Origin of the sequence: Lysinibacillus sp. NPDC096212, assembly GCF_044763105.1 — a bacterium.
Taxonomy (GTDB): domain Bacteria; phylum Bacillota; class Bacilli; order Bacillales_A; family Planococcaceae; genus Lysinibacillus.
In genome coordinates this window covers 142044-167887 of record NZ_JBIWFQ010000003.1, presented here as the reverse complement: position 1 = coordinate 167887, position 25844 = coordinate 142044, and the positions used below count along the sequence as shown (strand labels likewise).

Here is a 25844-nt window from a genome sequence, read left to right as displayed (position 1 = left end):
AAAAAAATGAAGGTAGTTTGACACCACCTTCAAAATGTTTAGTCCTTTAAACTTCTACTCGATAACCCTTTAAATCTTCGCGCAATTTTACCTTCATGAATTTTCCTACAGAAGTTTTCGGTATCTCATTTAAAAATACAATGTCATCAGGAATCCATGTTTTATGGAATTGCGATCGTAAATCTTCTAGTAGCTCTGATTTCGTAATAGAATCCTTACATTCAGGCTTTGCTACAACACACGCTAGAGGTCGTTCAAGCCATTTTTCGTGGGGAATGGCTATAACAGCAGCCTCAAACACTTTAGGATGCGACATTAAAGCATTTTCAAGGTCTACCGAGGAAATCCATTCTCCACCACTTTTTATTAAATCTTTTGTTCGATCTGAAATTTTAATATAACCATCTACTGTCACTACAGCAATATCACCAGTGTAGAGCCAGCCATCTTTAAAGGCTTCCGTTGTTCGTTCATCATTATAATACTCGGCAGCAATCCACGGGCCCCTAATTGTCAATTCGCCCATTGTTTTGCCATCCCAAGGGACTTCACCGTTTTCATTGACTACGCGTGTTTCAATGAGCGGCACTGTTATTCCCTGTGTAATACGAACGTCCATTTTTTCATCCATCGTATAATCTTGCATATGTGTTAAATACGACGATATGCTAACAAGCGGCGATGTTTCGGTCATACCGTAGCCCGTCATGTAAGGAATTTTAAGCTCCTCCTCAAAGCCACGAGTTAGACCGAGCGGAGATGCTGAACCACCACATATAATTAATCGTATCGAAGACAAATCACGAGGATTTTTGCGTTGCTCCTGTAATACCCCAAGCCAAATTGTCGGTACTCCTGCAGTCAACGTGACCTTATATGTTTCAATTAAATCAAGTAATAGTTGTGGTGTAAACATTGGCCCTGGTAGCACCTGGGTAGCACCAAATAATACACCAGCAAACGGAAATCCCCACGCATTCGCATGAAACATTGGTACGACAGGTAGTAAAACATCAGCCTCGCCTATCGCAATACTATCGGAGAGTCCTGCTGCCATCGTATGGAGGACAATACTTCGATGAGTATACACCACACCCTTTGGCATTCCTGTAGTGGCACTTGTGTAGCACATGCCAGCAGGTGTATTTTCATCTAAATCATCTGGGAATCTAAAATTCTCATTCGCTTCTTCGAGTAATGCCTCATAAGATAGAGCATTCGGTAATGGGATGTTTTCTAGCTCGACAGCATCTCCCATTACGATAAAATGCTTTACCGTTTTAAGCTGTGAGACAATCGGTGCAATAAGCGGAACTAAGTTATCATCAATTAGTAATATTTCATCTTCTGCATGATTAATAACGTAAGCAATATGCTCAGGTGCTAATCGAATATTAATCATATGCAAGACAGCTCCCGCGCATGGTACTGCAAAATATGCTTCTAAATGACGGTGGTGATTCCAAGCAAAGGTACCTACCTTCATACCTCGCTCCATTCCCAACTTTGTAAGAGCATCAGCTAGTTTACGAGTTCTTTTTACATATTCTTTATAGGTAAATTCGTGAATTGTTGTAGGGCTTGTCCGCGAATATATTTTTTTCGCATGAAAAAATCGTTCTGCTCGATCCAAAAAACTAGTTAATAATAAAGGTGTATCCATCATATGCATAATAACGCTCCCCTTTGTTCATAAAATTTTTGAATCGTCCAAGGCTTACTGCTACTACCAATAAGTACATACGAAACAAGCTAACTTATTCAGCTTTTTATCCGCAGACAAGCCCCTTTTCACTTCAGAGCTTCACGAAGGCGCAATCACAAAAAAGGTGATATTAGCCTTCACTCAATCTTTCTAGCTTATTTTGCAGGAGTCGAGCACCTTCAAGTTTCCCCTATTTTGGCTGCATACGAATCGCGCCGTCCAAGCGAATTACTTCACCATTTAATAAACCATTTTTGATAATACTTTCGACTAGTAGCGCGTATTCCGATGGCTTCCCAAGTCGTTTAGGGAACGGTGTCATTTGGGCAAGTGCTGTTCTTGCTGGTTCTGGTAACGATGCAAACATTGGTGTCTCTACTAATCCTGGAGCAATCGTCATAACACGTACCCCAATTTCTGCAAGCTCCCTGGCAATCGGCAAGGTCATCGCTGCCACACCACCTTTTGACGCGCTATATGCCGCTTGTCCTATTTGTCCATCAAATGCTGCCACAGATGCAGTATTAATAATAACGCCACGTTGACCATCCTCGTTTGGTTCATTATGTTGCATCTGCTCAGCTGCTAGGCGAATAACGTTGAAAGTACCAATTAAATTTACAGAAATCACTTTTTCGAATAAATCAAGGGCATGTACACCACGCTTTGAAAGTACTTTACTTGCATCAGCAATTCCAGCACAATTCACTGTGACATTAATGGACCCAAATCTCGCTACTGCTTGCTCAAGACCTGCCGCTACATCAGCTTCTTTTGTGACATTTACACGTGCATATTGGACATTCTCCCCTAACTCCTCTACTAGTGCATGTCCTCGCTCGTCATTAAGATCAAAAATTACTGCTTTGCCACCCTCTGCAACAATTTTACGAACAGTCGCCTCTCCTAAACCAGATGCTCCCCCTGTTACAACTGCTATTACTTCATTCATCAAACACAACCCCTTTTACATTTTCTCAATAATAGTGGCATTCGCCATTCCCATACCTTCACAAATTGCAAGTAAGCCATAACGTAAATTTTCTCGTTCCATTCTGTATAGCATCGTTGTTAACAGCTTTGTACCTGACGCTCCTAATGGATGCCCTAAGGCAATTGCTCCCCCGTCTGGATTTAGTTTATTTGGATCCGCTCCAATTTCATGTAACCAAACAAGTGGTACTGGCGCAAAAGCCTCATTCACTTCATACGTATCAATTTCCTCTATCGTAAGACCTGAACGTTCTAGTGCTTGTCTAGTTGCTTCAATTGGACCAGTTAGCATTAACGTCGGATCTGAGCCAACAACAACTCTTGTAACAATTTTAGCAAGCGGTTGGATGCCAAGCTCCTGTGCTTTTTCTAAAGACATTATAACTACCGCTGAGGCACCATCACTCATTTGACTTGCATTACCGGCTGTAATCACACCATCTTCCTGGAATACAGTTTTAAGCCCATTTAATTTATCAACTGTCGTTTCTGCCCGAGGTCCCTCATCAACAGAAAACGTTGTAACTGCGCCGTCTTCTTGCGTAACTTGGACAGGCAGTATTTCCTTTTTAAAATGGCCTGCCTCAATTGCAGCTAAAGCTCGTCTATGACTATTGTAAGCATAGTTATTTAGCTGTTCTTTTGATAAGTTCCATTTTTCCGCTATTTTCTCGGCTGATAACCCTTGATGTATAATCGTATAGTTTTCTTGTAATCGTTTACCTGCATAGGCACCCTTCATGTTAGAACCCATTGACACCCTCGTCATGCTTTCAACCCCACCAGCAATAACAATGTCCATATCCCCCGCTAAAATAGCCTGTGCTGCGAAATGTACAGCTTGCTGACTTGAGCCGCATTGACGATCGATTGTCACACCTGGGACACTTTCCGGAAAGCCTGCCATTAATAATGCTGTACGAGCTATATTTGCTCCCTGTTCAGCAGTTTGCGTTACACAGCCAAAAATTACATCCTCCACCTGACCCTTATTGATACCTGCTCGTTGCACTACTTCTTGCAGAACATCTGCCGCTAAGTCATCTGCTCGAACATTGCTTAATGCCCCTTTACTCCTGCCAACCGCTGTACGAACAGCTGATACAATCACTACTTCTCTCATAAAAAAATCCCCTTTGTACTGTCATCTCTCTCATTTCCTATCACCCAATGTATTTAGATGTTATGAAATATATTCTTGATAATAAGCTATATCAATTATGCCTCGGCATAATTGCGTCCGGAATCGGCTTAGTGCTTAGGCCTGCACGATGTCGGTCATTTCGGTAATGCCACAGGACGTGGCGTTTTTACCGATGCAGGTCAGTTAGCCGTTATCGCATGGATGCGATGATCTTAGGCTAACATCCTATGTGAACTCCTTTCCGATTCCGTGACATCCGCCGGAGGCTTTAACTTCTTTCAGCGGATGTTTTTTGTACCGAAAGCGTAGCGACAGCTACAGATGTTTGGACACCCGCTGAAAAGTGACTTAAAACCGCATTCATCTGACCGCCTATATAGGTGGTAGACTTCTGCTGAAAGAAGTTAAAAACCTTAATTATCAGAATATTATATCTATTATTTTACATGACTAAGAAGTATTTAACAATTCTATATGTATCTAGAAAATTCTATTCAACTGTTTTAGTAGATATACTTTTAATTCTTGGGTTCTACCTGTTACTTTAACAAAACTATCCTTCACTCCATTTAGAGCACAAAAAAAGCAATCTCAAATTAAATTGAGATTGCTTAATCTATTTGCAAATTAAACTTTGCTAATTAAACTAAATCTTCACCGAAGAATAAGCCGATTTCACGCTCAGCAGAAGCTAGTGAATCAGAACCGTGAATGATGTTGTGAGAAACAGTTGTTGCATAGTCACCACGGATTGTACCTGGGTTAGATTCTTCAGGTTTAGTTGCTCCCATCATTGTACGAGCAAGCTTAATTACGTTTTCGCCTTCCCATACCATAGCGAATACTGGACCAGAAGTGATGAAATCAACTAATTCACCAAAGAATGGACGCTCAGCATGCTCTGCATAGTGCTTTTCTGCTAATTCTGTAGGAATTACCATTAATTTAGCACCTTTCAATACAAAACCGCGACGTTCAAAACGATCTACGATATCTCCTACTACTTGTCGTTCTACGCCATCAGGCTTAACCATTAAAAAAGTTTGTTCGATTGCCATGTTTAAAACACTCCTTAAATTCGTATAACAGGTTTTACACCTACCGATAAATATTAACAAAAAATGAGCCTTTGTACAACAAAAAGCTAGAATTTACGCTTACCCATAAATAAAGCGACATCACGAAGTTTTTTCTTGACGGGATGTTTTGGTAATGCATCTATTTCCTGTAATGCCTTTTTCAAATATTTATCACTCATTTTATTAGCTTGCTCAATCGCGTCGGATTTACGCACATACCGTAGCATATTTTGACGTTCTGTTTCCGTCAATGTGCCTGCAAACACTTTTTCCAGATAAGGTTGCATTACGGGATCATCTTTTAACATTAGAATCGGTAGCGTAATATTACCTTGCAGTAAATCACTACCTGCTGGCTTCCCTAATTCTTTATCTGTTGCCATAATATCTAAAACATCATCGATAATTTGGAAGCTCATGCCCACAAAATAGCCAAATCGTTTCAAATGTCTCACCGTTTTAGGATCGACACCTGCTGCCACTGCACCAAGTTCACAACTAGAAGAAATCAGTAAGGCCGTTTTTCGTTTGATTCGTCTAAAATAATCTTTTAATCCTTGATCTAATCTAAATTTATCTTCGATTTGAATGACTTCACCGTTACAAATTTCAACCATTGTACGCGCTAAAATTTGATGAACTAATGGGTCTTCAAGCTTTGTAATATATTCAAGTGCACGCGCAAAAATAAAATCGCCCGTGTACATTGCAACTCTATTATTCCATTGTGATTTGACCGTCGGGCGTCCTCTTCGCATATTGGAATCATCAATTACATCATCGTGCACAAGTGATGCCATATGAATAAGCTCTACTGGTACGGCTACATCTTTCATCTTTTCGATATCATATTCGCCAAATTTTGCGCCAAGCAACACAAAAATTGGTCGTATCCGTTTGCCACCAGCTTGCAATAAATGGAGAGAAGCATCATTGATCAAACATGAAGAAGAGTTCACTGCTTTTTCTAATTCTTGTTCAATGATATCGATATCTGATTTCAAATCGGAATAGAGTAGTTTTAACTTCATCTTTTCCACGTGTGAAAACCTTCCCCCATTAACGTACTTTTTTTAAGCCCATATGCATTGCCGCAGCACCGCCACTGTATGCTTTGTACGTTACTTTTTCTAAACCTGCCTGCTCAAACAATGCCGCTAATTTCTTCATACCTGGGAAATCATTTGCTGATTCCTGTAGCCAAGAATATTCTTTATAGCTTTTCGCAAATATTTTACCAAATATCGGCATTATATATTTAAAATAAAAACGGAATAGTTGTCGATAGCCTGGAATTTCAGATTGAGATGTTTCTAAACAAACAACCATTCCCCCTGGTTTTACAACACGATTCATTTCCTTTAAAACTTGTAAATAATCTGGTACATTGCGAAGCCCAAAACCAATTGTTGCATAATCAAAAGTATCGTCTGGGAAAGGTAACTCCATAGCATTTCCATGTATTAGCTCGATTTGTGGGTATGGCTTTACCTTTTCCTCGCCAACCTTCAGCATGTTTTTACTGAAGTCTACCCCTTTTACTTCTCCGCCTTCACCAACTGCATTGGCTAATGCAATTGTCCAATCTGCCGTACCACAGCAAACATCTAGAGCCTTCGCTCCAGGTTTTACTGCCATGTGCTTCATCGTATCATTGCGCCAGCCAACATGCATCTGGAAACTAATAACGCCATTCATTTTGTCATAGTTATCCGAAATACTTTCAAATACTTCGTGCACGTGCTCTTCTTTCGTTTTAGCCATTTTGAAAAACCTCTCTTATCCATTAGTAGAAGCAATGGATGCCTCTACACGTGCTTGTAGAGCTTGTTTCACATCACCTTGTAAAAACGATGCATTTTCTATCACCTGTAACAGCTCTGTTTTTAATTGCACAATTTTGTCCTTTATGGCGTTGCCATAGGTCGCTCCAGTATATCTCGCGCTTTCTTCAAGAACTTTACTCATTAAAGATACTTGCCCACGTTGATATGTCGCCAATTCTCTTTCTAAACGCAAGATTAATAAGCTCTTCTCCACAATTGGAATATAATCACCAAATGAATAGAGCTCAAAAAATTTTGAGATTAATCCTGATTCAATGTTAGTTATTGAGGCAAACCATTGTTCGATTGATCGTTTTTCTGCCTCATATACTTTAATTTGGTGTTCACAACGTGCCACAATTCCTTGTGACAAATTTCGAATCAATGCGACATTTCCCGACATCGCTAAAATCTCATAATACCGGCCACTATAAAAGTCTCCTGCTAAAACGGTTAGCTGCTGTTCTTTTGATGTGGCATCTAGTTCTTTAATATGATCGTGCGCTGCTAAGGCTGCGTACACAATTCCAACAGTGATTGCAGCTTCTCGTTCATTTTGTTGCCACTCTTCCCCATTAAAAAAGGGAACTAACAAGTAAAATAATTGATTTTCATCGAGCACAGGCATTCCTGTGTATTTTTGCAAAGTTCTATGACGAACATCCATGAAAATCTCTGTTTTTAATTGTGCAATTGAATTTTGAATGTATGTTGCATTCATAGACCTTACTCCATTTCACTTTCAAATACGTTAGTCTTTTCATGACCTAACGCTTGCTTACTGAGTCATTATAGCATACGCGACGATTCGTAATAAAAATTTTTTGCTTTATTCAACATGATAGGCAGAAGAGCTTCCCCGTTAAAAAACAGAAGAAATCCAACTGCCTATCAATTATGCCTCGGCATAATTGCGTCCGGAACCGGCTTTATGTTTAGGCCTGCACGACGCAGGTCAGTTAGCCGTTATCGCATGGATGCGATGATTTTAGGCTAACATCCTATATTGAACTCCTTTCCGATTCAGAACATCCGCCGGAGGCTTTGGGCCAACACGTTGACCACTCAGTCGTGTGTTGCTGCAGTCGCTGCGCTTTCGCACAGCTAAATTGCCACAGAACGTGGTGTTCTTAGACTGAGTTCCTCTATTTCAGCGATGTTCGACACGCTCTATAAGAATCGAATCGAAAACATCATTACTTAGTTTTACACATCTGGTCGATTTATATGTGCCATTACTAATTTGAATAAACATGAAACCATTCATAAGCACTTCTGAATGTAATTTCGTTCTATTACTTTTTAGCTTCGCTATTTATAACACCGTGTGCTGTATGAATCTGTGCTTTCCCACGAATTTTCATGGCAGATGTATGTTCGGTAAATTGAGCAATCATAACTTCGCCTGCATCTAATTTTTCAGAATGATGGAACTTTGTATCTGTACCTCGTGTTAAACCGATTACATGTACGCCATCTTCCTCTGCTTGAATAACAATATAATCTTGTGCCATTGTTTGTACACTCCTTAAATCCGACAAATTCTTAGTCCATCATAACATAATTAGACACTCAATTTAAGACATTTGAATAAATGATAAAACTTCTCTACGTTTTACTTCATCTTCTTCGTAAATACCACGAGCAACCGATGTCACAGTTTTAGATCCTGGCTTCTTAAGTCCTCGCATAGTCATGCACATATGCTCCGCCTCTATCACTACATAAACACCTTTTGGAGAGAGCATTTCCATAATTGTCTCTGCCACGGTGGAAGTAATTCGTTCCTGTAATTGCGGACGACGAGCAATAGTTTCTACTGCACGTCCTAATTTACTTAGTCCAGCAACAATGCCATCGTTTGGTATGTATGCGACATGAGCCTTTCCATAAAAAGGAACTAAATGATGCTCGCACATCGAATAAAACGGAATGTCCTTTACAAGTACTAATTCCTCATGGTCTTCATGGAACACTGTTCTAAAATAATCTTTTGCATCTTCATGTAAGCCACTAAACATTTCCGCATACATTTTTGCTACACGTTTCGGTGTATCGAGTAAACCTTCACGATTTACATCTTCGCCTACCGCCTCTAAAATCATTTTTACTGCTTCTTCTATTTTCAATAAATCAATATTCGACATCCGTGAAACCCTCCTGCGTATCATTACATTACACATTTCCTTATGCATCGTAGCATATCCAAAAGGTAAGCGCAAAACGACTTACTTGATTCAAAAGAAATTCATCGCTATATGAGCAAAATAGCCAATTAATGCTTTCTAATTTGGAGCATATTTTATAACTCACCGTCATAACGTGTGGTTGATTTCCGTTCCGACTAGGCTTTTTCCTGGGGATCAACTTTTAGTGTTGGACCTCAAATAATATTCTATCTACGTTACTTACACTCATGTTTATTGCATCTTTCTATGTATCATTAACTTATTTAGCTATGTACGCAACTCTTCGTAGTGAAGATCAATTATACCTCGGTATAATTGTTGCTGTCGCTTCGCTTTCGCACAGATAAACAATGCGTCGGGAATCGCTGAAAGAAGTTAAAAAGAGCAGCCTCCATGTCATTTACATGAAGACCGCTCTATGTAACTACTAGACGTGTATTATTTTACAGCATCTTTAAGCGCTTTACCTGGTTTGAAAGCAGGTACCTTGCTAGCAGCGATTTCGATTTCTTTACCAGTTTGTGGGTTACGACCTTTACGAGCCGCACGTTCACGTACTTCAAAGTTACCAAAACCAATTAATTGTACTTTGTCACCCTTTGCAAGAGCATCTTGAATTGTATCAAATACAGCTTCAACTGCTTTAGAAGCGTCTTTTTTAGAAAGACCTGCAGCTTCAGCAACAGAGTTTACTAATTCTGTTTTATTCACACCATTCACCTCCTCTCAAAGGGTCATGAACCAATTCTGTAAAAAGATTAACACATTGAAAACCGCTACGCAACTGTATTCATACATGATTATAACCAAAAAATGCGTTTTTCACCCAAAAAACAAAAATAACAGGACTTTTCGCATAAAAACGAAGAGCCCTGTAGTAATTTTTTGTGCTTTATTTTTCATTTTTTCACTACAAAATAAATGTAACTAATCCTCTATCCCCTTCATTCACCATACGTTCAATTGTTTGTCGCATCCGTTTTTTGGCTGTCGCTGGAACGGCATCCATTTTATAGCGTATTCCTTCTTTTAACACTTCATGTAGCGGAGTTCCAAAAAGTTGTGTACTCCATAAAGCTTCACGATCATGTAAATAGGCATGATTTAAATCCTTAAGTAATTGTTGACTATGGAATTCAGAGCCAATTAGTGGCGCGAATTCTGATTCCATATCTACACGAATGATATGGTATGATGGCGCTTTTGCCTTCATACGCACACCATAGAAATTATTTTGTTTAATGAGCTCTGGTGCTGTTGGCTCAAACTCCTGCATCATCGGCAATGTTACGCCATAACCTTTCGAATCTGCTTCACTAATAGCAGTTTTAAAGCGTTTTTGCGCCTCTTTTGCTTCTGCTGCCTCTTTAATAAATAGTAGCCAATCTCGCTTCGTCTCAATCGGCTCATCTAGCCATTCATTGCAAACCGACTTATATAGCTCACCTTGCAATGACACCCGAATAACTGCGGTCCCAACACCAGCATCCACATGCACCACTTCACTCTGGTCAATAAAATCAATGGCTTTAAAGGCATCTGATGCCTGCTGTACATCTCTAATTTTCATAATAGATGACAACACTTCTTCCATCGAATCAATTAATGCAACATTCAATGGGTGTGTTGCATCTAAAACATCTAACCAATCTGGTTTTTCCACTTCAATTGTTCGAATTGGAAATTCAAATAATGCTTCTTGCAAAATATACTGAATATCAGATGCACGCATTTGATCAATTGAAGTAGCAATTACTGGAACATTATAGCGCTCAAATAACTCATTTCGAAGCTGTACCGTTTCCTCTCGTGCTGGCATTTGGCAATTTAATACAATAACGAAAGGTTTTCCAATATCCATTAATTGTTCTACAATTTCCTCTTCAGCCTTTTCTGCCGCACGACGACTTATACCATTTACCGTGCCATCTGTTGTTACAACAATTCCAATATTGGCATGGTCACGAATAACTTTATCTGTGCCTATTTTCGCGGCTTCTTGGAAGGGGATAGGCTCTGTATGCCAAGGTGTATGCACATATTTCGGCCCATTTTCATCCTCATAGCCCTTTGTACCTTCAATGATATACCCAACGCAATCTGCTAAACGAATTTGAAATGACATTTCATCATCACCGACCGCGATACGTGTTGCTTGGGCAGGCACAAACTTCGGCTCAGCAGTCATAATGACTGGCCCCGGCGAACTTTGTGGCAACTCGTCTTGTGCACGCATTCTTTCTGTATCATCCACAATATTTGGTAACACGACCGCTTCCATAACCTTTTTTACAAATGTTGATTTACCTACACGTACTGGACCGACAACACCAATATAAACATCGCCATTTGTGCGCTCTGCAATTTCTCTAAATACTGCTTCACTCAAGGTTTCTGCCTCCTTTATCTACGCTTTTTCACTATATGCGAGCTGATAGATAAATATGAAAAGCTCCTCACAAATGTAAGGAGCTTAGTAACTAATCTTTTTTATTTTTGGATTCAGACTCTTGAATTGCTTTTTCTCTAGCTTTTTCTCTAGCTTTTTTTGCGTCACTATTATAGGCGTCCATAAAATAAATTGGCTCACCTTTTTCATCTACTGTATATGGTAAAGAATAAGCTGGTACTACTGGATATTTATCTACAAGTAGCTGACGAATATCATCTCCAGGCTTCACATTAGGCTTGTCTTCCTTTAGTAGTTGACCCAAATCGATTGAATAGTCCACATGCATTTCACCATCGCCTGTCATAAATATTGGTAATTCGGCACCAGAATAGGGGCTTTTCACAGTTACATCTGTTTTATAGCCCAATTCTTCAAAGTTAATTTGATATACATTATCAGAAGTCGCACCCTTTATCGGTAAATATTGGGTAGCAAGTTTTTGAATATTAATTTCACGAATTCGCTCTGCCGCATTTAAATCTACCAATTTTACTTTAGCTTCATTCTCAGGATCCCAAATAATATACTGGAAAATCCCACCCTTTTCATAGGCGTTCCCTGGAATTTGTGCAAGATATTTAGGCATTAGTCTTTCAAAATCAATTAAATATTTTATATATATATCTGTATCTAGCTCGCTATTTTTAATTGGAACTAGGCCTCCAGTTGCTTCACGGTATTCATCAACCGCACGCTGAACAGCAGCTAACTGGTCAGCATCAGGTACTAATTTCGCCCTTTTTTCATCCTCTGGATATGCACAACCTACTAGAAGCACTGCGGTTACGATTACCAAAAGAAAAGCACTTAGTTTTTTCATGTCACTTCCACCTCATCATTTTTTATCATGGCCATGTTGCTACAATTAGTACCATTAAAAATGTGCCAAGTCCAAACAGTATGTATGCAATTAAATTTACGATTGTACGTAAAAAAACGTTCGAAACCTTATTACGAGCTAAATAAATTAACCCGACAGATATAATCATAAAGCCGATACAATAAAATGATACCCACATTACATCAAGCGCAGGCAAATGTTTTAACGGACCCATTTAAGACAACCACCTTTCTTTAACGTCTCGAAACAATCAAAGTATATTATACTATGTGCTTTCGCTAAAAAGAAATAGTTGTCCTATAACTATCAATCAATTATGCCTCGGCATAATTGCGTCCGGAATCGCCTTTGTGCTTGCACAAAGAACTCCTTTTCGATTCCGTGACATCCGCCGGAGGCTTTAACTTCTTTCAGCGGGTGTTTGGACACTCTCTGAAAAGTAGCTTAAATCCGCATCATACCACCACCTACTGAGGTAGGAGACATCTGCTGAAAGAAGTTAAATGGACAACCTTTATAATTTTATAGATTATTCCATTAGAAGCACACAATAAGGTGTCTCAGTTATTTACTGAGACACCTTATTTATGTCCATTTTATGACAAACCTTATAGATCAGGTATAATGATTACCTATTTTACTCTACAAATATATATTATCAATATATCATGTCATCGATTTCTCGCTTTTTCATACGCATCATTAATGCATCAACCGCTACTTTCGGTTCTATATCACTAAATAGAACACTATATAGCTCAGTAGTTATTGGCATAGCAACATCATATTTCTCTGCTAGTTGATAGGCAGCTTTTGTTGTGCGAACCCCTTCAACAACCATGCCCATTTGGTCTAGTACCTCTGGCAGTTTCATTCCTTGCCCCAGTAAATTACCCGCGCGCCAATTACGAGAGTGCACACTTGTACATGTTACAATTAAGTCTCCCATGCCTGTAAGTCCTGAGAATGTAAATGGATTCCCCCCCATTTTAACACCAAGACGTGAAATCTCAGCTAATCCTCGAGTAATTAGTGCTGCTTTGGCATTATCACCATAATTTAAGCCGTCTGAAATACCCGCAGCTAATGCGATTACGTTTTTTAAGGCGCCACCTATTTCTACGCCAATCACATCTTTGTTTGTGTAGACGCGGAAAAATTGATTCATAAATAAATCCTGTACTTTTTCTGCGGCTTCAATGCTTGCACAAGCGGCTGTAACAGTTGTCGGGTGGTGTAAGACAACTTCCTCTGCATGACTTGGACCTGAAAGTACAACAATCTCTTCTACACATTCAGCTGGTAGACTTTCTGCCAGAATTTCTGAAATTCGTTTTAATGTATCAGGCTCGATCCCCTTCGAAACATGAACAAACAGTACTTTTTTATCGAGTTCTGCTATCATTTTTTCACATACTTCTCGAATAGCCTTAGTAGGCACGGCTACGACAATTGTCTCCGAATGAGCAACTGCCTTAGCAATATCGCTTGTCGCATACAAATTTGTCGGTAGTACCGTTTCAGGTAAATACTTCCTATTTGTATGCAGGTTGTTAATTTCTTCAGCTTGATCTGTTCGATGAGTCCATAGAAGTGTATCATGCCCATTTTCTGCAAGCACCATCGCAAGCGCTGAACCCCATGAGCCTGCCCCTAACACACAAACTTTTTCCATTCAAAAACCTCCCTTGTTTTGAAAAGACAATTCACTCCTATTAGTTACAAAAAATGCTAGAGAAAGGCTTATAACAGTAAAGCTTTCAAAGCAATCTTATTAGTAGACATTAGAAAAATTATTCTTTCCTCTCTTGTAAAAAGACGCCACCCAACAATAATTGTCGGGTTGGCGTATTGTATGTGTATATTTTTCCTAAGCACGAGCACGGGTAATTAAACGAATTGGCGTTCCTTCAAAATCAAATGTTTCTCGAATACGATTTTCTAAAAATCGTTCATAAGAGAAATGCATTAGCTCTGGCTCATTAACAAACACCACAAAAGTAGGTGGCTGTATCGCAACTTGGGTAGCATAGTAGATGCGAAGACGGCGGCCTTTATCAGTTGGTGCTGGGTTGCGTGCCACTGCATCCTCAATCACTTCATTAAGGATAGATGATTGAATACGCATTGCATGGTTCTCACTTACACGTTGTATAATCGGTAAAATTTGATGTACACGTTGCTTTGTATTGGCCGAAACAAAAATAATTGGTGCGTAGTCTAAGAATAAGAAATGCTCGCGAATTTGTTGTGTAAAGACGTTCATTGTTTTTTCGTCTTTTTCAACAGCATCCCATTTATTAACAACAATAACAATAGCTTTTCCTGCTTCGTGCGCATAGCCTGCAATTTTTTTATCTTGCTCTTGGATGCCTTCTTCTGCATTAAGAACAACTAAAACAACATCAGAGCGTTCAATTGCACGTAACGCACGCAATACAGAGTATTTCTCTGTCGTTTCGTATACTTTTCCTTTTTTACGCATACCGGCAGTATCAATAATGACATATTCCTGTCCATCATACTCATAAGGCGTGTCAATAGCATCTCGAGTAGTACCCGCTATATTACTAACAATTACGCGGTCTTGGCCTAAAAATGCATTTACTAACGAAGATTTCCCCACATTTGGACGACCAATTAACGAGAATTTAATAACTTCGTCCCCATATTGATCTTCATCTTCCTTAGGGAAATGTTTTGCACATTCATCCAATAAATCCCCTAAGCCTAAGCCGTGAGAACCAGAAATTGGCCAAGGTTCACCAAAGCCAAGCGCATAGAAATCATAAATCATCTCACGCATGTCCGGGTTATCAATTTTATTCACTGCTAAAACGACCGGTTTTTTTGTTTTGTATAAAATTTTTGCTACTTGCTCATCAGCAGCTGTTACACCTTCACGGCCATTTGTCATAAAGACAATAACGTCCGCCTCATCAATGGCAATCTCTGCTTGTTGACGAATTTGTTCTAAAAACGGTTCGTCCCCAATCTCAATACCACCTGTATCAATAATATTAAAATCATGTGCTAACCACTCTGCCGAACTATAAATACGGTCGCGTGTAACTCCTGGAATGTCTTCCACAATCGATACACGTTCTCCAACGATACGATTAAAAATCGTCGACTTACCTACGTTCGGACGACCTACGATGGCTACTACTGGTTTCGTCATCTGTACTTCATCCTTCCAACTTCTTGTCTTTCGCTATTATACACGAAAAATGCCATTATATCATATCATATCCATAAACGAGCGCGCTATGTACCGTTCTATTCATCTCTCTGGTATTTTTTTCATCATTTCCTCTTAAATTTGGTGGTTCGATGTGGCTCTTTGGCTCTTTGACTCTTCTATCTATTTTCCTCCATAAAAAAGCGAGGACACAAACTGCATCCTCGCATGTCTAGTTTATTTAAAATTTTTCAGTTTATCGCCAATGACATCACCGAAAGAGAAGCCTGTGTTTTCTTCTGGTAATTCATAGTCGACTACTTCCTCTGCCTCAGGGTTTTCAAGTAAATCCTTAATACTTAATGCTAAGCGACCTTCTTCAGCATTAACGTCAAGCACTTTTACTTGTACATCTTGTCCCTCTTTTAGCGCTTCGTGTGGCGTGTTAATATGCTTATGCGCGATTTGTGAAATATGCACTAAACCTTCTACACCTGGGAAAACTTCAACAAATGCTCCAAATGAAGTAAGACGTTTTACTTTTCCATCTAGCACTGTTCCTTTAGCTGCACGCTCTTCGATGTTCGACCAAGGACCAGGAATCGTTTCTTTAATGGATAGCGAAATACGCTCATTTTCTGGGTCTACAGAAAGAACTTTTACCTTCACCTCTTGTCCTTCCGATAAAACCTCGCTCACATCACTCACATGCTCATGAGACACTTGTGAAATATGCACAAGGCCATCAATACCACCAAGGTCAATAAATGCACCAAATGATGCGATACGCTGTACTTTACCATCTAAAACATCGCCAGTTTTAATTTGATTAATAACATCTTTCTTTTGAGAAGCTTTTTCAGCTTCCACTACAGCACGATGTGATAAAATCAAGCGATTTTTTTCTTTATCTAGCTCAACAATTTTAAAGCTAAGAGATTTACCTTTATAGTCTTCAAAATCATCAACAAAGTGGTCTTCTACTAGGGATGCTGGAACGAAGCCACGTACTCCTAAATCAACGACAAGACCGCCTTTAACAATATCTTTTACTTCCGCTTCGAAAATTTCCTCAGCGTTGAATTGTTGTTCAAGTGTATCCCATGCTTTTACAGCATCTACTTTGCGTTTTGATAATACATAGTTTTCTTCTTCAACTTTTGTAATCATCAACTCTAACTCATCTCCAACAGAAATTACGTCAGACGCTTTTTCAATGTGTAAGCTTGATAATTCACTTATTGGTACAATACCGTCAAATGGTGCACCTGGAATTGAAACAGTTACCGCTTTTTCATCAACTTGCTCTGCAATACCTTTGACGATATCACCTTCGTTAAACGTTTGTTCTGCATAGTTCATTTCTTCAGACATATGTAACCCTCCTTCGCATCTTCCCTTACTATTTTATTCGAAATTGAAGATAAAGACAAAAATAAATCCTTTAAATTCAAAAAATGTCTGAAATTTTAGGATTTACACCCTTTTTTCTTGCGCTAATTTTAAAATGGCCTGTGCTGCTTCATCAATTGACAATGCTGTCGTATCTAAAAATACGGCATTTTCCGCTTGAATTAGTGGCGATGCTTCACGCTCGCTATCCATTTTATCGCGCAGGGCAATTTCTTCTTGAAGCTTTTCAATAGAAGATTCGATTCCTCGTTTTTGATTGTCCATAAAACGACGTCTTGCTCTCTCTTCTACAGTTGCGGACATAAAAATTTTTAGTTCTGCAGTCTTTAATACATGCGTAGCAATATCGCGCCCATCCATAACAACACCACCATTAGCCGCAAGCTTTTGTTGCTGTGCTACTAATAGTTCACGTACTTTAGCATGTGCCGCTACTTGTGAAACAGATGAAGTTACCTCATTAGATCGAATTTCTGCCGACACGTTCTTCCCGTCTAAAAAGACAAGTTGTCCTTCAGCAGAAGGCTTTAATTCAATTGTGCTGGATGCTAGCATTTCTGCTAATTTTGTTTCATCATCTAAATGTATGTTTTGTTGCATTGCTTTATACGTCACAGCACGATACATAGCACCTGTGTCGATATAAGTAAATCCAAGTGCCTCTGCAACAATTTTCGCGATTGTGCTTTTCCCAGCACCAGCCGGTCCATCAATCGCAATTTGAATGTTTTTCTTCATATTTTCCCCTACTTTCTAACACACCATATTGTATCATAAAAAAGCCCTCTTTAAGCAGAGGGCTTTCTGAAATCAAAATACTACTTGATTTGAAGGTAATGTAAACTCCCTACAGAAATTTCATGGAATTTCCTACTCACCAATAGAGGTTGGGAAGACCAATCAATTATGCCACGGCATAATTGCGTCCAGAATCGGCTTTGTAAAAATCAAGCATCAAAAGGATTTATTTCTTTACGACGATTCACTAATTGACGTTCAAAACAGAAACGAACAATATGCTGTTGGTCTACATCATCGGTATCTGTTAGTTGAATAGTTGCAATTTTTTTATCATCTTTTTCGTATATACGAACAACCATCGCGTCTGTGACCACGTATTTTACATCCCCATTGGCATATGGTAAAACGATTGTTAGCTGAACCTCATCACCATCTTGGAAAGCAATTGCCCCTTTCAAGATCACTGCCAAACCACCTGCGCTAATGTCCGATGTTACTAGCTGATATTTGTAATCCTTAAACTTTATCGCTACATCCACAGGCGTTTCCACACGTACATATTCACGACGTTGAATTTTGATAAAGTCATCTGCCTGTGGACAATGCAACATAATCATAGGTATATTACCAGCTTTACGTCCAATCACTTCAGTATTGAAAGCAAATGATTGTTTATCCTCCGTGCGAAAAGTTGCTCTAAATTCAGAACCATCTATTAAAAAAGCTGTTTTCTTTGTGGCAACATTTATTGGATAATCGATATAAACAATATTTTCTTTTTGTTCTACAACTTTACAGCGGAATTTTTCAACACTCTCTGTATAAGTTGGTTCTAGTTCTAATTGTGTACCAATTTTTATTTCCATGAGCATCTCCCCGAACACAAATATACATTTATTATCGCACGAGATGCCCAATTTGGCTATATAGACTGGTAGTTTTTTCTTATATTAAGTTAAATATTCCACTTTTAAAACATTGTGATTTTCAGCGTCAATAACAATTCGGAATGTTTCTTGCGCGTTTTTATCACGGACCGCAATTACCTCATAACAAAGACGTTGTTCAAATGAGCCGTTATCTGTATAAATATTTTTCACTTCTTGTACTTTCACATCATCATCGAAGAAAGTTCTCCAATCAATTGGTTTTGGAGTTTGTGGTTTAATCGTCTCTGCCTGAATATATTCCATCGCATTTGCACCAAGTAACTCGCCTGTATCCTTAGCAAGTTTCAATTGCACCCCATCTGCATAAATCAATGCATTATCGCCAGGGTGAACACGTGCAAATGTCACATGCCACGCTTGATGGTTTTCACGAGATTCCACAAATGCAACATCATTCATCCCAAGTCGTTTTACATATTCTTCAGCTTTGTTCATGATTTCATCTTGTGATAGCCTTGCTTCATCTACTGGACGTTCCACTAAATAGGATATTAAATGTCCACCCTTTTCTGTTAGATCGACATATCCTAAACGAATATCTTGGTGGAATTGGATATGATAAAACGGATATGGTGCAGTATCGCTACTTTTCGTCACAGTAAATGTTGCATCTTTTATGATAGGGAATAATTGTTTTACTTTTTCCAATGCTTCTTTTTCAGTAATGACTGAATCTTGTAATGCTTTAAGATCTATTTTTTTCTGCCAATCTGATTCGCTTAATGTAAGCGGGAAGTCTTTTTCACTGTAACCCTTTAATGTCTTTTGTACATTATCAAAAGTCGTATTTGGGTTTTTCGTATCTACTTGTCTTAACCAAACATCCATTTTACCGTTATTTTTATAAAAATCTACTGTTGCAGCTGACCATTCATCTGAAAGTGATTGTAAATTCGTTGAGACTTGTGGCATTTTTTCTCGCCAAGCTTTATAATCACCAGTTTTAGATGTTTTCTTTGCCTCATCTCCTAGACGTCCTAAGTAACTTAGCCAGTCGTTCGACATTTCCTGCCCGATAGGAATATTCGACATGGAAGATCGAACGTCAGAGCTTAGTCGCCAAACGGAATCTAACTCATTGTGAATGGCATTGTCATCCCGAAACAATAGAGATTGTGAAACTGCTTGTTGTAGATGAGATAATTTCTCGGATGCATCCGTTAAATTATCTGTGTACTGAGCTAGCACAGTACGTTGTAAACTTGCATTTTTTCCGTGCATATTAATGCTATATGCCCCTAATCCAATAACTGCCGCAGTGAGTATAACGAGCATAGTTCTCATTTTTTTCCTCCTTTCTTATGAACAGAAAATATGTTCTCCAATTCGTTTAATTTGAGGTCGTGACCAAATCCACTTACTTGTTGCTGTTTTCGGATTAAAATAATACAGTGCATTTTCCGAAGGATCCCATCCATTCATAGCATCAAGAACTGCTTCTTTTGCACGTTCATTTGGTTCAAGCCAAATTTGCCCATCTGCCACTGCAGTAAATGCTAGTGGTTGGAAAATAATACCTGAAATAGTATTTGGGAATTCAGGACTTTCCAAACGATTTAAAATAACAGCCGCTACAGCCACTTGACCTTCATAAGGCTCTCCCCTAGCTTCACCATAAACCGCATTCGCTATTAACTGTACATCTCTGTCAGTATACTTTGGAGGTACTTGAGTTTTAGTCCCATTATTATTAGTACTGCCACTACTTTTACCTCCTCCACCACCGCCACCAGTGTTTGTTTTCACTTGCTGTTCAAGTGGCGTTCCACCATAATAAGTAAATTGATTTCCTGCATTTAATTGCGCTTTTACCCATCCTTCATCGTAATCTGAATAACCCGATAAAGTTTTTTTAGTTTTAGCACCGGCTATTCCATCTACTGGTAAACCATATTTCTCTTGGAAAATTCGTAAAGCCCAATATGTGTTATAGCCAAATTTTCCATCAATTTTACTTTTATAAAATCCTAAGTATTGTAGCCTTGCCTGTAGCTCAATTACATCATCTCCATAAGCACCACGAGAAATCTGTTGCTCGGTAAATGCAATGGCGTCATTTTGCGGAATAGCAAATATACTAATCCCCAACATCAAAGCAAAAACTATGCTTACTAAACGCATTATCATCACTCCTTTTTTTCATAGCTTGAAACAAACGACTCATTTTATACATATCAATTTTGCCTCGGCAAAATTGCGTCTGGAATCGGCTTTGTGCTTAGGCCTGCAGATGTTTTTTGCGCGAAAGCGAAGCGGCAGCGGCACCGATGCAGGTCAGTTAGCCGTTATCGCATGGATGCGATGGTTTTAGGCTAACATCCCCTAAGAACTCCTTTCCGATTCCGTGACATCCGCCGGAGGCTTTAGGCCGACACGAAGTTGGTCACTCAGTCGTTGCCACAGGACGTGGCGTTCTTAGACTGAGTTCCTTTATTTCAGCAATTTTTTTGTAGCGAAAGCGAAGCGTCAGCTACAGGTGTTTGGACACCCGCTGAAAAATAACTTAAATCCGTATTCATCTCACCACCTATAGAGGAAGAAGATTCCTATACCTGTCGCTACGCTTTCGGTACAAAGGAACATTTGCTGAAAGAAGTTAAAAATAGAAAAGCGCAGAAATCTTTTTTAGATTTCTACGCTTTATATTTTTTTATGCATATGCAAATGTTGTACTAGGTGATAGTGAGCGAGCTTGACTTTCCGTAGCCCAAACCACCACAAAAATAGCATAAAAGGGATCATTAAATATACCCAATACCCTTTGAATGATAAAATTGTATTATATAAAATGTGTAATACTACCGGTGCACATAGCGCCATAGCAATCATTTCTTTCGTCTTTGCAAGCTTAGAAAACTTGGCACGTCCATAATAATAGCCCATTACAACACCGAACAAAGCATGACTCGATACAGGTAATAATGCACGCATAAATGCAGTATTCAAACCGAAAGAAAATAAATAAAGCACATTTTCTATCGTAGCAAAACCAAGAGATATACTTGCACCATACAGTATGCCATCATAAGGATCATCGAATTCTACATGATTGTAGATTGCGATCAAAAGAACAAACCATTTAAAAAACTCTTCAACTACACTAGAAAAAACTACATCTTGTAGATAAAGATAACGAAAGACCCCTTCCTCTGTTAGTACATATTGTAAGAACAAGATTGGGAACGTTAAAAATGCGCCATACAAAAACGTTTGAAGTAAGGTTTTTCTTGGCTCCGTTGCCATCTGATTGCGCAAATAAAAGTAACTAAAAAGCGCTAGACCGGGAGCAATGGCAGCTGATAATAAAATGATCATGATGCCGGCTCCTTTCAAAAAATCATTTTCGCCTTGACATATTTATGTTAAGATTTTAAAATTCGTGACATCCTTCTAAAGTATTAACAAATATTTTCTGCGCAAAAGCGAAGCGACAGCGCATAATGTTGGTTAACTTTGGCGTTTTCAAAGGATGTAAAATTCCATATCCTAAGTTTATCTTTATCTACCGAATATTGGACACCTGCATAAAAAATATATCCGTATAGCTCAGGTGGAAAACTTATTAGACTTAAGCTTCCGTTTTCGACAATAAATATCTATTACATGAAGATAAACTGCTATTATTATACCATGATATGACATAAAACTTTTTAAAAGGAGATAAATATTTTTTATGAAAAAAACAATTTTATTAATTCATACAGGTGGAACAATTTCTATGGCGATGAGTGATGAAGGTGCCGTTATGCCAAACAAGGAAAATCCTCTAATGAAGGAGAGCAGTAAACTTGATGCACTTGCCACAATTATTGAAATGGAGGTTTTTAACCTCCCATCACCACATATTACACAAAAAGAAATGCTTAAATTACGTAATCTTATAATCAAAAAAGTTGCAGAGGAGAAAATTGATGGCGTTGTTATCACTCATGGTACTGATACATTAGAAGAAACAGCTTATTTTTTAGAGTTAACGACTGATTTATCAATTCCTATTGTCTTAACAGGTGCAATGCGCTCCTCAAACGAACTCGGTGCAGACGGTATTTATAATTTAGTAGAAGCCGTTCGTGTGGCCGTTGATGAAGAAGCTCGAGAGAAAGGTGTGCTTGTTGTCATGAATGACGAGGTCCACCTTGCTGTTAACACTACAAAAACAAGCACTAGTTCGGTAAATACCTTTCAGTCACCTCAATATGGCCCGATTGGACTTATTACAAAATCAAGAATATTATTTCATCATGCCCCTCTCCGCCGTCAATATGTAGAAATTGATGGATTATCAAAACGAGTAGCCATGCTGAAAGTGTATGCTGGTATGGAGGATGACTTACTTAATGTAGTACTCGCATGTAAATACGATGGCGTTGTGTTAGAAGGCCTTGGACAAGGCAACGTCCCTCCAACAGTTGTTAAAGGTATTGAAAGTCTTTTAGAGCGCGGTATTCCTGTTATACTCGTATCCCGTTGTTTTAATGGTATCGCAGAAGGAGTTTATGGCTATGTTGGCGGTGGCAAAATGCTCGAAGACTTAGGAGCTATATTTGCAACTGGTATCAATGGTCAAAAGGCGCGACTAAAATTATTAATTGGGCTCAACAAAGTAGAAACTCCTCTTGATTTAAAGGAATTTTTCATGTAAGACTATTGTATTCAATTAGGCTTATGCCTCTACAATTTGCTTATAATAATTCAAGATTTTATGTAAATGATGGATTGCTATCTCAAAGTCCGGTTGAATAACAGAGAGCTGTATGAAATCTCTTTGACGTAAGTATTGACTATCTGCATGAACATAATAACCATTTAAATTTAAATCACTCTGTAGATTTGCCAAAGTCTTAGGAAGTTGTAAAGTGACCAACATCGGATACGGTCTAGTTGAAACTTGGTAGTGCATAAATGGTAGTTGCAGTAATGTTTTAAAACGTTGCTGTAACTGTCCATATCTTTCTGGATATGCTTGTAATGCTGCAGTAACATTTGCAACAAGTACTGCTGGTAATGTAAATGGAATCTCACCTTGCTGGTAAATAGCTAAATCGAGATAAGCAGGTAATGTTGAAGAAGATTTCACAATGTTTTGCGAAAAAACAAAAGCCAAACCACTGAGCGCACCAATTGCTTTTCCACTCACCGCAGTCGCTAAATAACAATCTTTTAAAGAAAATGGCATTGCTCCGAAAGAACTAATGCTATCAATGCAAAGCTTAATATTATATCGCTTTGTAAGCTGTAAAATTTCCTTAATATCATTACAAGTACCAGTCGACGTTTCTCCATGCACTGCAAGAAGCCATTGATAAGATCTTTTTTGCAAATAAGCGTCCAAAATATTTGTATCAAAGGAACTTCCCCAATCTTGCTCCATTACATCAAAATCCAATGACCATCTCTCTGCTTGCTTCCGAAGACGTTCTCCAAACTCTCCATTTGTTAAAATTAGTCCACGCCCTAATTGTTGAGCCTTCAATTGCCCGAGCATAACTTCATTTGCCAATGTCCCAGTCCCTACAATTGTAGCTACATGCTCCGCTCCTGATAATTGAAGCAACTTATTTCTCATTTGCTCAAATAATGATTGAAAGCCTAATGAACGATGAGAAAGCTCTGAATACATAAATGGTTCTCTTTGTTTCACTGGACCTGGATAAAAAGTATGGCACTCCTTCGCAAGTCTTTGCTGTAAAGATTTTTCAAACTGCTGTCTAGTTAATACCATTGGTAAAAATAAAGCACCCTCTGTCCCTGTAGCAGGTGCAAATTGGGTAAAGCCCATTTGCTTATACAGCTTCTCTTCACGAGTAGTACCTGAGATAACCGCTGCCGAATAACCTTTTTCATACGCAAAAGCAGTCAATGCCTGCGTCAATTTCAGCAGTACTCTTCCTGTTCGGTAAGCCTTCTTAACGGCAAGCAATCTAATTTCACATAGCTTAGTACTAATCTCTTTTGATAAATACTGCTCAACCTTTCCTATCTTTTCATCAATTGAGAACGGCCTCTGATCTCTAAATGCAAGCATGCCTATAAGTTCTATTCCTTTATAAACAACAATATACGTATTTTCATGATGAAAACGGTCAACTTTTTTCCTTTCAGAGTTTGGTTTATGCTGTGGAATTTCTTCGACAAAGGTTTCATAATTTAATCGTGCAATTTCCTCAAACTCCACTTCTGTATGCGCAATTTTACACCAATACATATAATCACTTCCTTCTCTCTAAAGACTCTTTAATATTCGTCATATGTTTAATAAGCATAAAACTTATTGCTACTAGTATCGGTATGTATAACAGTAATTTATCTGTATAAACAATCGCTCCAACATATAAAACAAAGCCACCTAACATACTAAGTGTTAAACTTCTAGTTACACCAAGCGTAATAGCTGTCCCTACAACCATCATGAAAAATAAGCTCGGAGATAATGTCAGACCTACACCTATAAAAGTTGCTACTCCTTTTCCCCCATTAAACTTAAGCCAAAACGGAAACATATGACCAAGCATGCCCAAACTAGCGCCTAACACAATTACCCATTCTTCGAAATGCAATAAACGCCCTATACCAACAATGAGCGCACCTTTTAAAGAGTCCCCTAAAAAAGTCCATAGAAAAGCACCTTTCCCAATCACACTACCAGCATTTCTAGCCCCTAAGTTTCTACTTCTTTCTTCCTGTAAATTAACACCATATGCTTTTCCAACGACATACGCCGTCATAAAGTTCCCTGTAATATAACTAAGAATCCAATATAATCCAAGCATTCTTTCACACCTTTTTTTCTCAACTTCCATTAGAGAAATTATGTATTAACACCTTAACGCGGGGGTGATTTCCTTACGACTGGGCGCTTTCCTGGAGGCATTCGATGAGCGATTCGTTCTCTTTCCGTCGCTCTGGCCCTTCTATCCGTCGCTGTGACCCTTCTATCCGTCGATTCAATCTCTTTCCGTCGTTCTTGCCCTTCTATCCGTCGATTCAGCTCTTTCATCCGTCGCTTTGGCCCTTCTATCCGCCGATTCGTTCTCTTTCCGTCGATTCGGCTCTTTCATCCGTCGCTCTGGCCCTTCTATCCGTCGCTTCGGCTCTTTCATCCGTCGCTCTGGCTCTTCTATCCGTCGCTTCGTTCTCTTTCCGTCGCTCTTGCCCTTCTATCCGTCGCTTCGACTCTTTCATCCGTCGCTTTGGCCCTTCTATCCGCCGATTCGTTCTCTTTCCGTCGTTTTGGCCCTTCTATCCGTCGCTTCGGCTCTTTCATCCGTCGCTCTGGCTCTTCTATCCGTCGCTTCGTTCTCTTTCCGTCGCTCTTGCCCTTCTATCCGTC

Annotated in this window: 25 protein-coding genes; 2 read left to right on the top strand and 23 right to left on the bottom strand. The window is 39.0% G+C overall.

Annotated elements, in window-relative coordinates:
* Positions 1 to 46: 46 nt before the first annotated feature.
* The 21 genes from ACIQ7T_RS04220 to prsW form a co-directional block, all read right to left on the bottom strand.
* Positions 47 to 1672, bottom strand: a complete 1626-nt coding sequence (locus ACIQ7T_RS04220) for a long-chain fatty acid--CoA ligase (protein WP_370075903.1) — start codon at positions 1670 to 1672, stop codon at positions 47 to 49.
* A 223-nt stretch (positions 1673 to 1895) separates the two neighbouring features.
* Positions 1896 to 2657: a 3-hydroxyacyl-CoA dehydrogenase gene (locus tag ACIQ7T_RS04215; RefSeq protein ID WP_370075905.1), complete on the bottom strand. Its 762-nt coding sequence runs from the start codon at positions 2655 to 2657 to the stop codon at positions 1896 to 1898.
* A 15-nt stretch (positions 2658 to 2672) separates the two neighbouring features.
* Complete coding sequence (locus ACIQ7T_RS04210; protein ID WP_370075907.1) at positions 2673 to 3821, bottom strand: thiolase family protein; 1149 nt, start codon at positions 3819 to 3821, stop codon at positions 2673 to 2675.
* A 662-nt stretch (positions 3822 to 4483) separates the two neighbouring features.
* Positions 4484 to 4900, bottom strand: a complete 417-nt coding sequence (gene ndk, locus ACIQ7T_RS04205) for a nucleoside-diphosphate kinase (RefSeq protein WP_053482577.1) — start codon at positions 4898 to 4900, stop codon at positions 4484 to 4486.
* A gap of 86 nt (positions 4901 to 4986) precedes the next feature.
* Positions 4987 to 5961, bottom strand: a complete 975-nt coding sequence (gene hepT / locus ACIQ7T_RS04200) for a heptaprenyl diphosphate synthase component II (protein ID WP_370075909.1) — start codon at positions 5959 to 5961, stop codon at positions 4987 to 4989.
* A gap of 19 nt (positions 5962 to 5980) precedes the next feature.
* Positions 5981 to 6685 (bottom strand): demethylmenaquinone methyltransferase, encoded by a 705-nt coding sequence (locus ACIQ7T_RS04195; RefSeq protein WP_370075911.1) that lies wholly within the window; start codon positions 6683 to 6685, stop codon positions 5981 to 5983.
* A gap of 15 nt (positions 6686 to 6700) precedes the next feature.
* On the bottom strand, positions 6701 to 7468 hold the full coding sequence (locus ACIQ7T_RS04190) for a heptaprenyl diphosphate synthase component 1 (protein ID WP_402868795.1): 768 nt from the start codon (positions 7466 to 7468) through the stop codon (positions 6701 to 6703).
* A 574-nt stretch (positions 7469 to 8042) separates the two neighbouring features.
* Complete coding sequence (mtrB, locus tag ACIQ7T_RS04185; RefSeq protein WP_049666799.1) at positions 8043 to 8261, bottom strand: trp RNA-binding attenuation protein MtrB; 219 nt, start codon at positions 8259 to 8261, stop codon at positions 8043 to 8045.
* 63 nt (positions 8262 to 8324) lie between these two features.
* On the bottom strand, positions 8325 to 8894 hold the full coding sequence (gene folE / locus ACIQ7T_RS04180; protein ID WP_370075915.1) for a GTP cyclohydrolase I FolE: 570 nt from the start codon (positions 8892 to 8894) through the stop codon (positions 8325 to 8327).
* A gap of 480 nt (positions 8895 to 9374) precedes the next feature.
* On the bottom strand, positions 9375 to 9647 hold the full coding sequence (locus tag ACIQ7T_RS04175) for an HU family DNA-binding protein (protein ID WP_004232618.1): 273 nt from the start codon (positions 9645 to 9647) through the stop codon (positions 9375 to 9377).
* Between the two features lie 199 nt (positions 9648 to 9846).
* Positions 9847 to 11325, bottom strand: coding sequence for a stage IV sporulation protein A (gene spoIVA / locus ACIQ7T_RS04170; protein WP_370075917.1), 1479 nt, complete (start codon positions 11323 to 11325; stop codon positions 9847 to 9849).
* 91 nt (positions 11326 to 11416) lie between these two features.
* A complete protein-coding gene (locus ACIQ7T_RS04165; protein ID WP_370075919.1) occupies positions 11417 to 12208 on the bottom strand; it encodes a hypothetical protein in 792 nt (263 codons plus the stop codon).
* A gap of 25 nt (positions 12209 to 12233) precedes the next feature.
* The gene (locus ACIQ7T_RS04160) at positions 12234 to 12443 is read right to left on the bottom strand and encodes a DUF2768 domain-containing protein (protein ID WP_370075921.1); all 210 of its coding nucleotides are present in this window, start codon (positions 12441 to 12443) and stop codon (positions 12234 to 12236) included.
* 444 nt (positions 12444 to 12887) lie between these two features.
* Positions 12888 to 13904 carry an NAD(P)H-dependent glycerol-3-phosphate dehydrogenase gene (locus ACIQ7T_RS04155; RefSeq protein WP_370075923.1) on the bottom strand — a complete coding sequence of 339 codons (1017 nt, stop codon included), beginning with the start codon at positions 13902 to 13904 and terminating at the stop codon, positions 12888 to 12890.
* Between the two features lie 195 nt (positions 13905 to 14099).
* Complete coding sequence (der, locus tag ACIQ7T_RS04150; protein ID WP_370075925.1) at positions 14100 to 15410, bottom strand: ribosome biogenesis GTPase Der; 1311 nt, start codon at positions 15408 to 15410, stop codon at positions 14100 to 14102.
* A gap of 237 nt (positions 15411 to 15647) precedes the next feature.
* Positions 15648 to 16784, bottom strand: a complete 1137-nt coding sequence (rpsA, locus tag ACIQ7T_RS04145) for a 30S ribosomal protein S1 (protein WP_370075927.1) — start codon at positions 16782 to 16784, stop codon at positions 15648 to 15650.
* A 102-nt stretch (positions 16785 to 16886) separates the two neighbouring features.
* Positions 16887 to 17561 carry a (d)CMP kinase gene (cmk, locus tag ACIQ7T_RS04140; protein ID WP_370075929.1) on the bottom strand — a complete coding sequence of 225 codons (675 nt, stop codon included), beginning with the start codon at positions 17559 to 17561 and terminating at the stop codon, positions 16887 to 16889.
* Positions 17562 to 17770: 209 nt separating this feature from the next.
* On the bottom strand, positions 17771 to 18430 hold the full coding sequence (locus ACIQ7T_RS04135; protein ID WP_370075931.1) for a flagellar brake protein: 660 nt from the start codon (positions 18428 to 18430) through the stop codon (positions 17771 to 17773).
* A gap of 84 nt (positions 18431 to 18514) precedes the next feature.
* Positions 18515 to 19798, bottom strand: a complete 1284-nt coding sequence (locus ACIQ7T_RS04130; protein WP_370075933.1) for a PepSY1/2 domain-containing protein — start codon at positions 19796 to 19798, stop codon at positions 18515 to 18517.
* Between the two features lie 15 nt (positions 19799 to 19813).
* On the bottom strand, positions 19814 to 20635 hold the full coding sequence (sleB, locus tag ACIQ7T_RS04125; RefSeq protein WP_370075935.1) for a spore cortex-lytic enzyme: 822 nt from the start codon (positions 20633 to 20635) through the stop codon (positions 19814 to 19816).
* A gap of 519 nt (positions 20636 to 21154) precedes the next feature.
* Entirely contained in the window at positions 21155 to 21829 is a 675-nt protein-coding gene (gene prsW, locus ACIQ7T_RS04120) for a glutamic-type intramembrane protease PrsW (RefSeq protein WP_370075937.1), read from the bottom strand.
* A gap of 358 nt (positions 21830 to 22187) precedes the next feature.
* Here prsW and ACIQ7T_RS04115 point away from each other — a divergent pair, with 358 nt between their 5' ends.
* On the top strand, positions 22188 to 23156 hold the full coding sequence (locus tag ACIQ7T_RS04115; RefSeq protein ID WP_402868790.1) for an asparaginase: 969 nt from the start codon (positions 22188 to 22190) through the stop codon (positions 23154 to 23156).
* Between the two features lie 21 nt (positions 23157 to 23177).
* Here the strand turns inward: ACIQ7T_RS04115 and ACIQ7T_RS04110 are convergent, their stop codons facing one another.
* A complete protein-coding gene (locus ACIQ7T_RS04110; RefSeq protein WP_402868788.1) occupies positions 23178 to 24719 on the bottom strand; it encodes an aminotransferase class V-fold PLP-dependent enzyme in 1542 nt (513 codons plus the stop codon).
* A gap of 4 nt (positions 24720 to 24723) precedes the next feature.
* On the bottom strand, positions 24724 to 25284 hold the full coding sequence (locus ACIQ7T_RS04105) for a glycerol-3-phosphate acyltransferase (RefSeq protein ID WP_402868786.1): 561 nt from the start codon (positions 25282 to 25284) through the stop codon (positions 24724 to 24726).
* Between the two features lie 104 nt (positions 25285 to 25388).
* Here ACIQ7T_RS04105 and ACIQ7T_RS04100 point away from each other — a divergent pair.
* On the top strand, positions 25389 to 25844 hold a 456-nt coding region (locus ACIQ7T_RS04100; RefSeq protein ID WP_402868784.1), incomplete at its 3' end, for a hypothetical protein.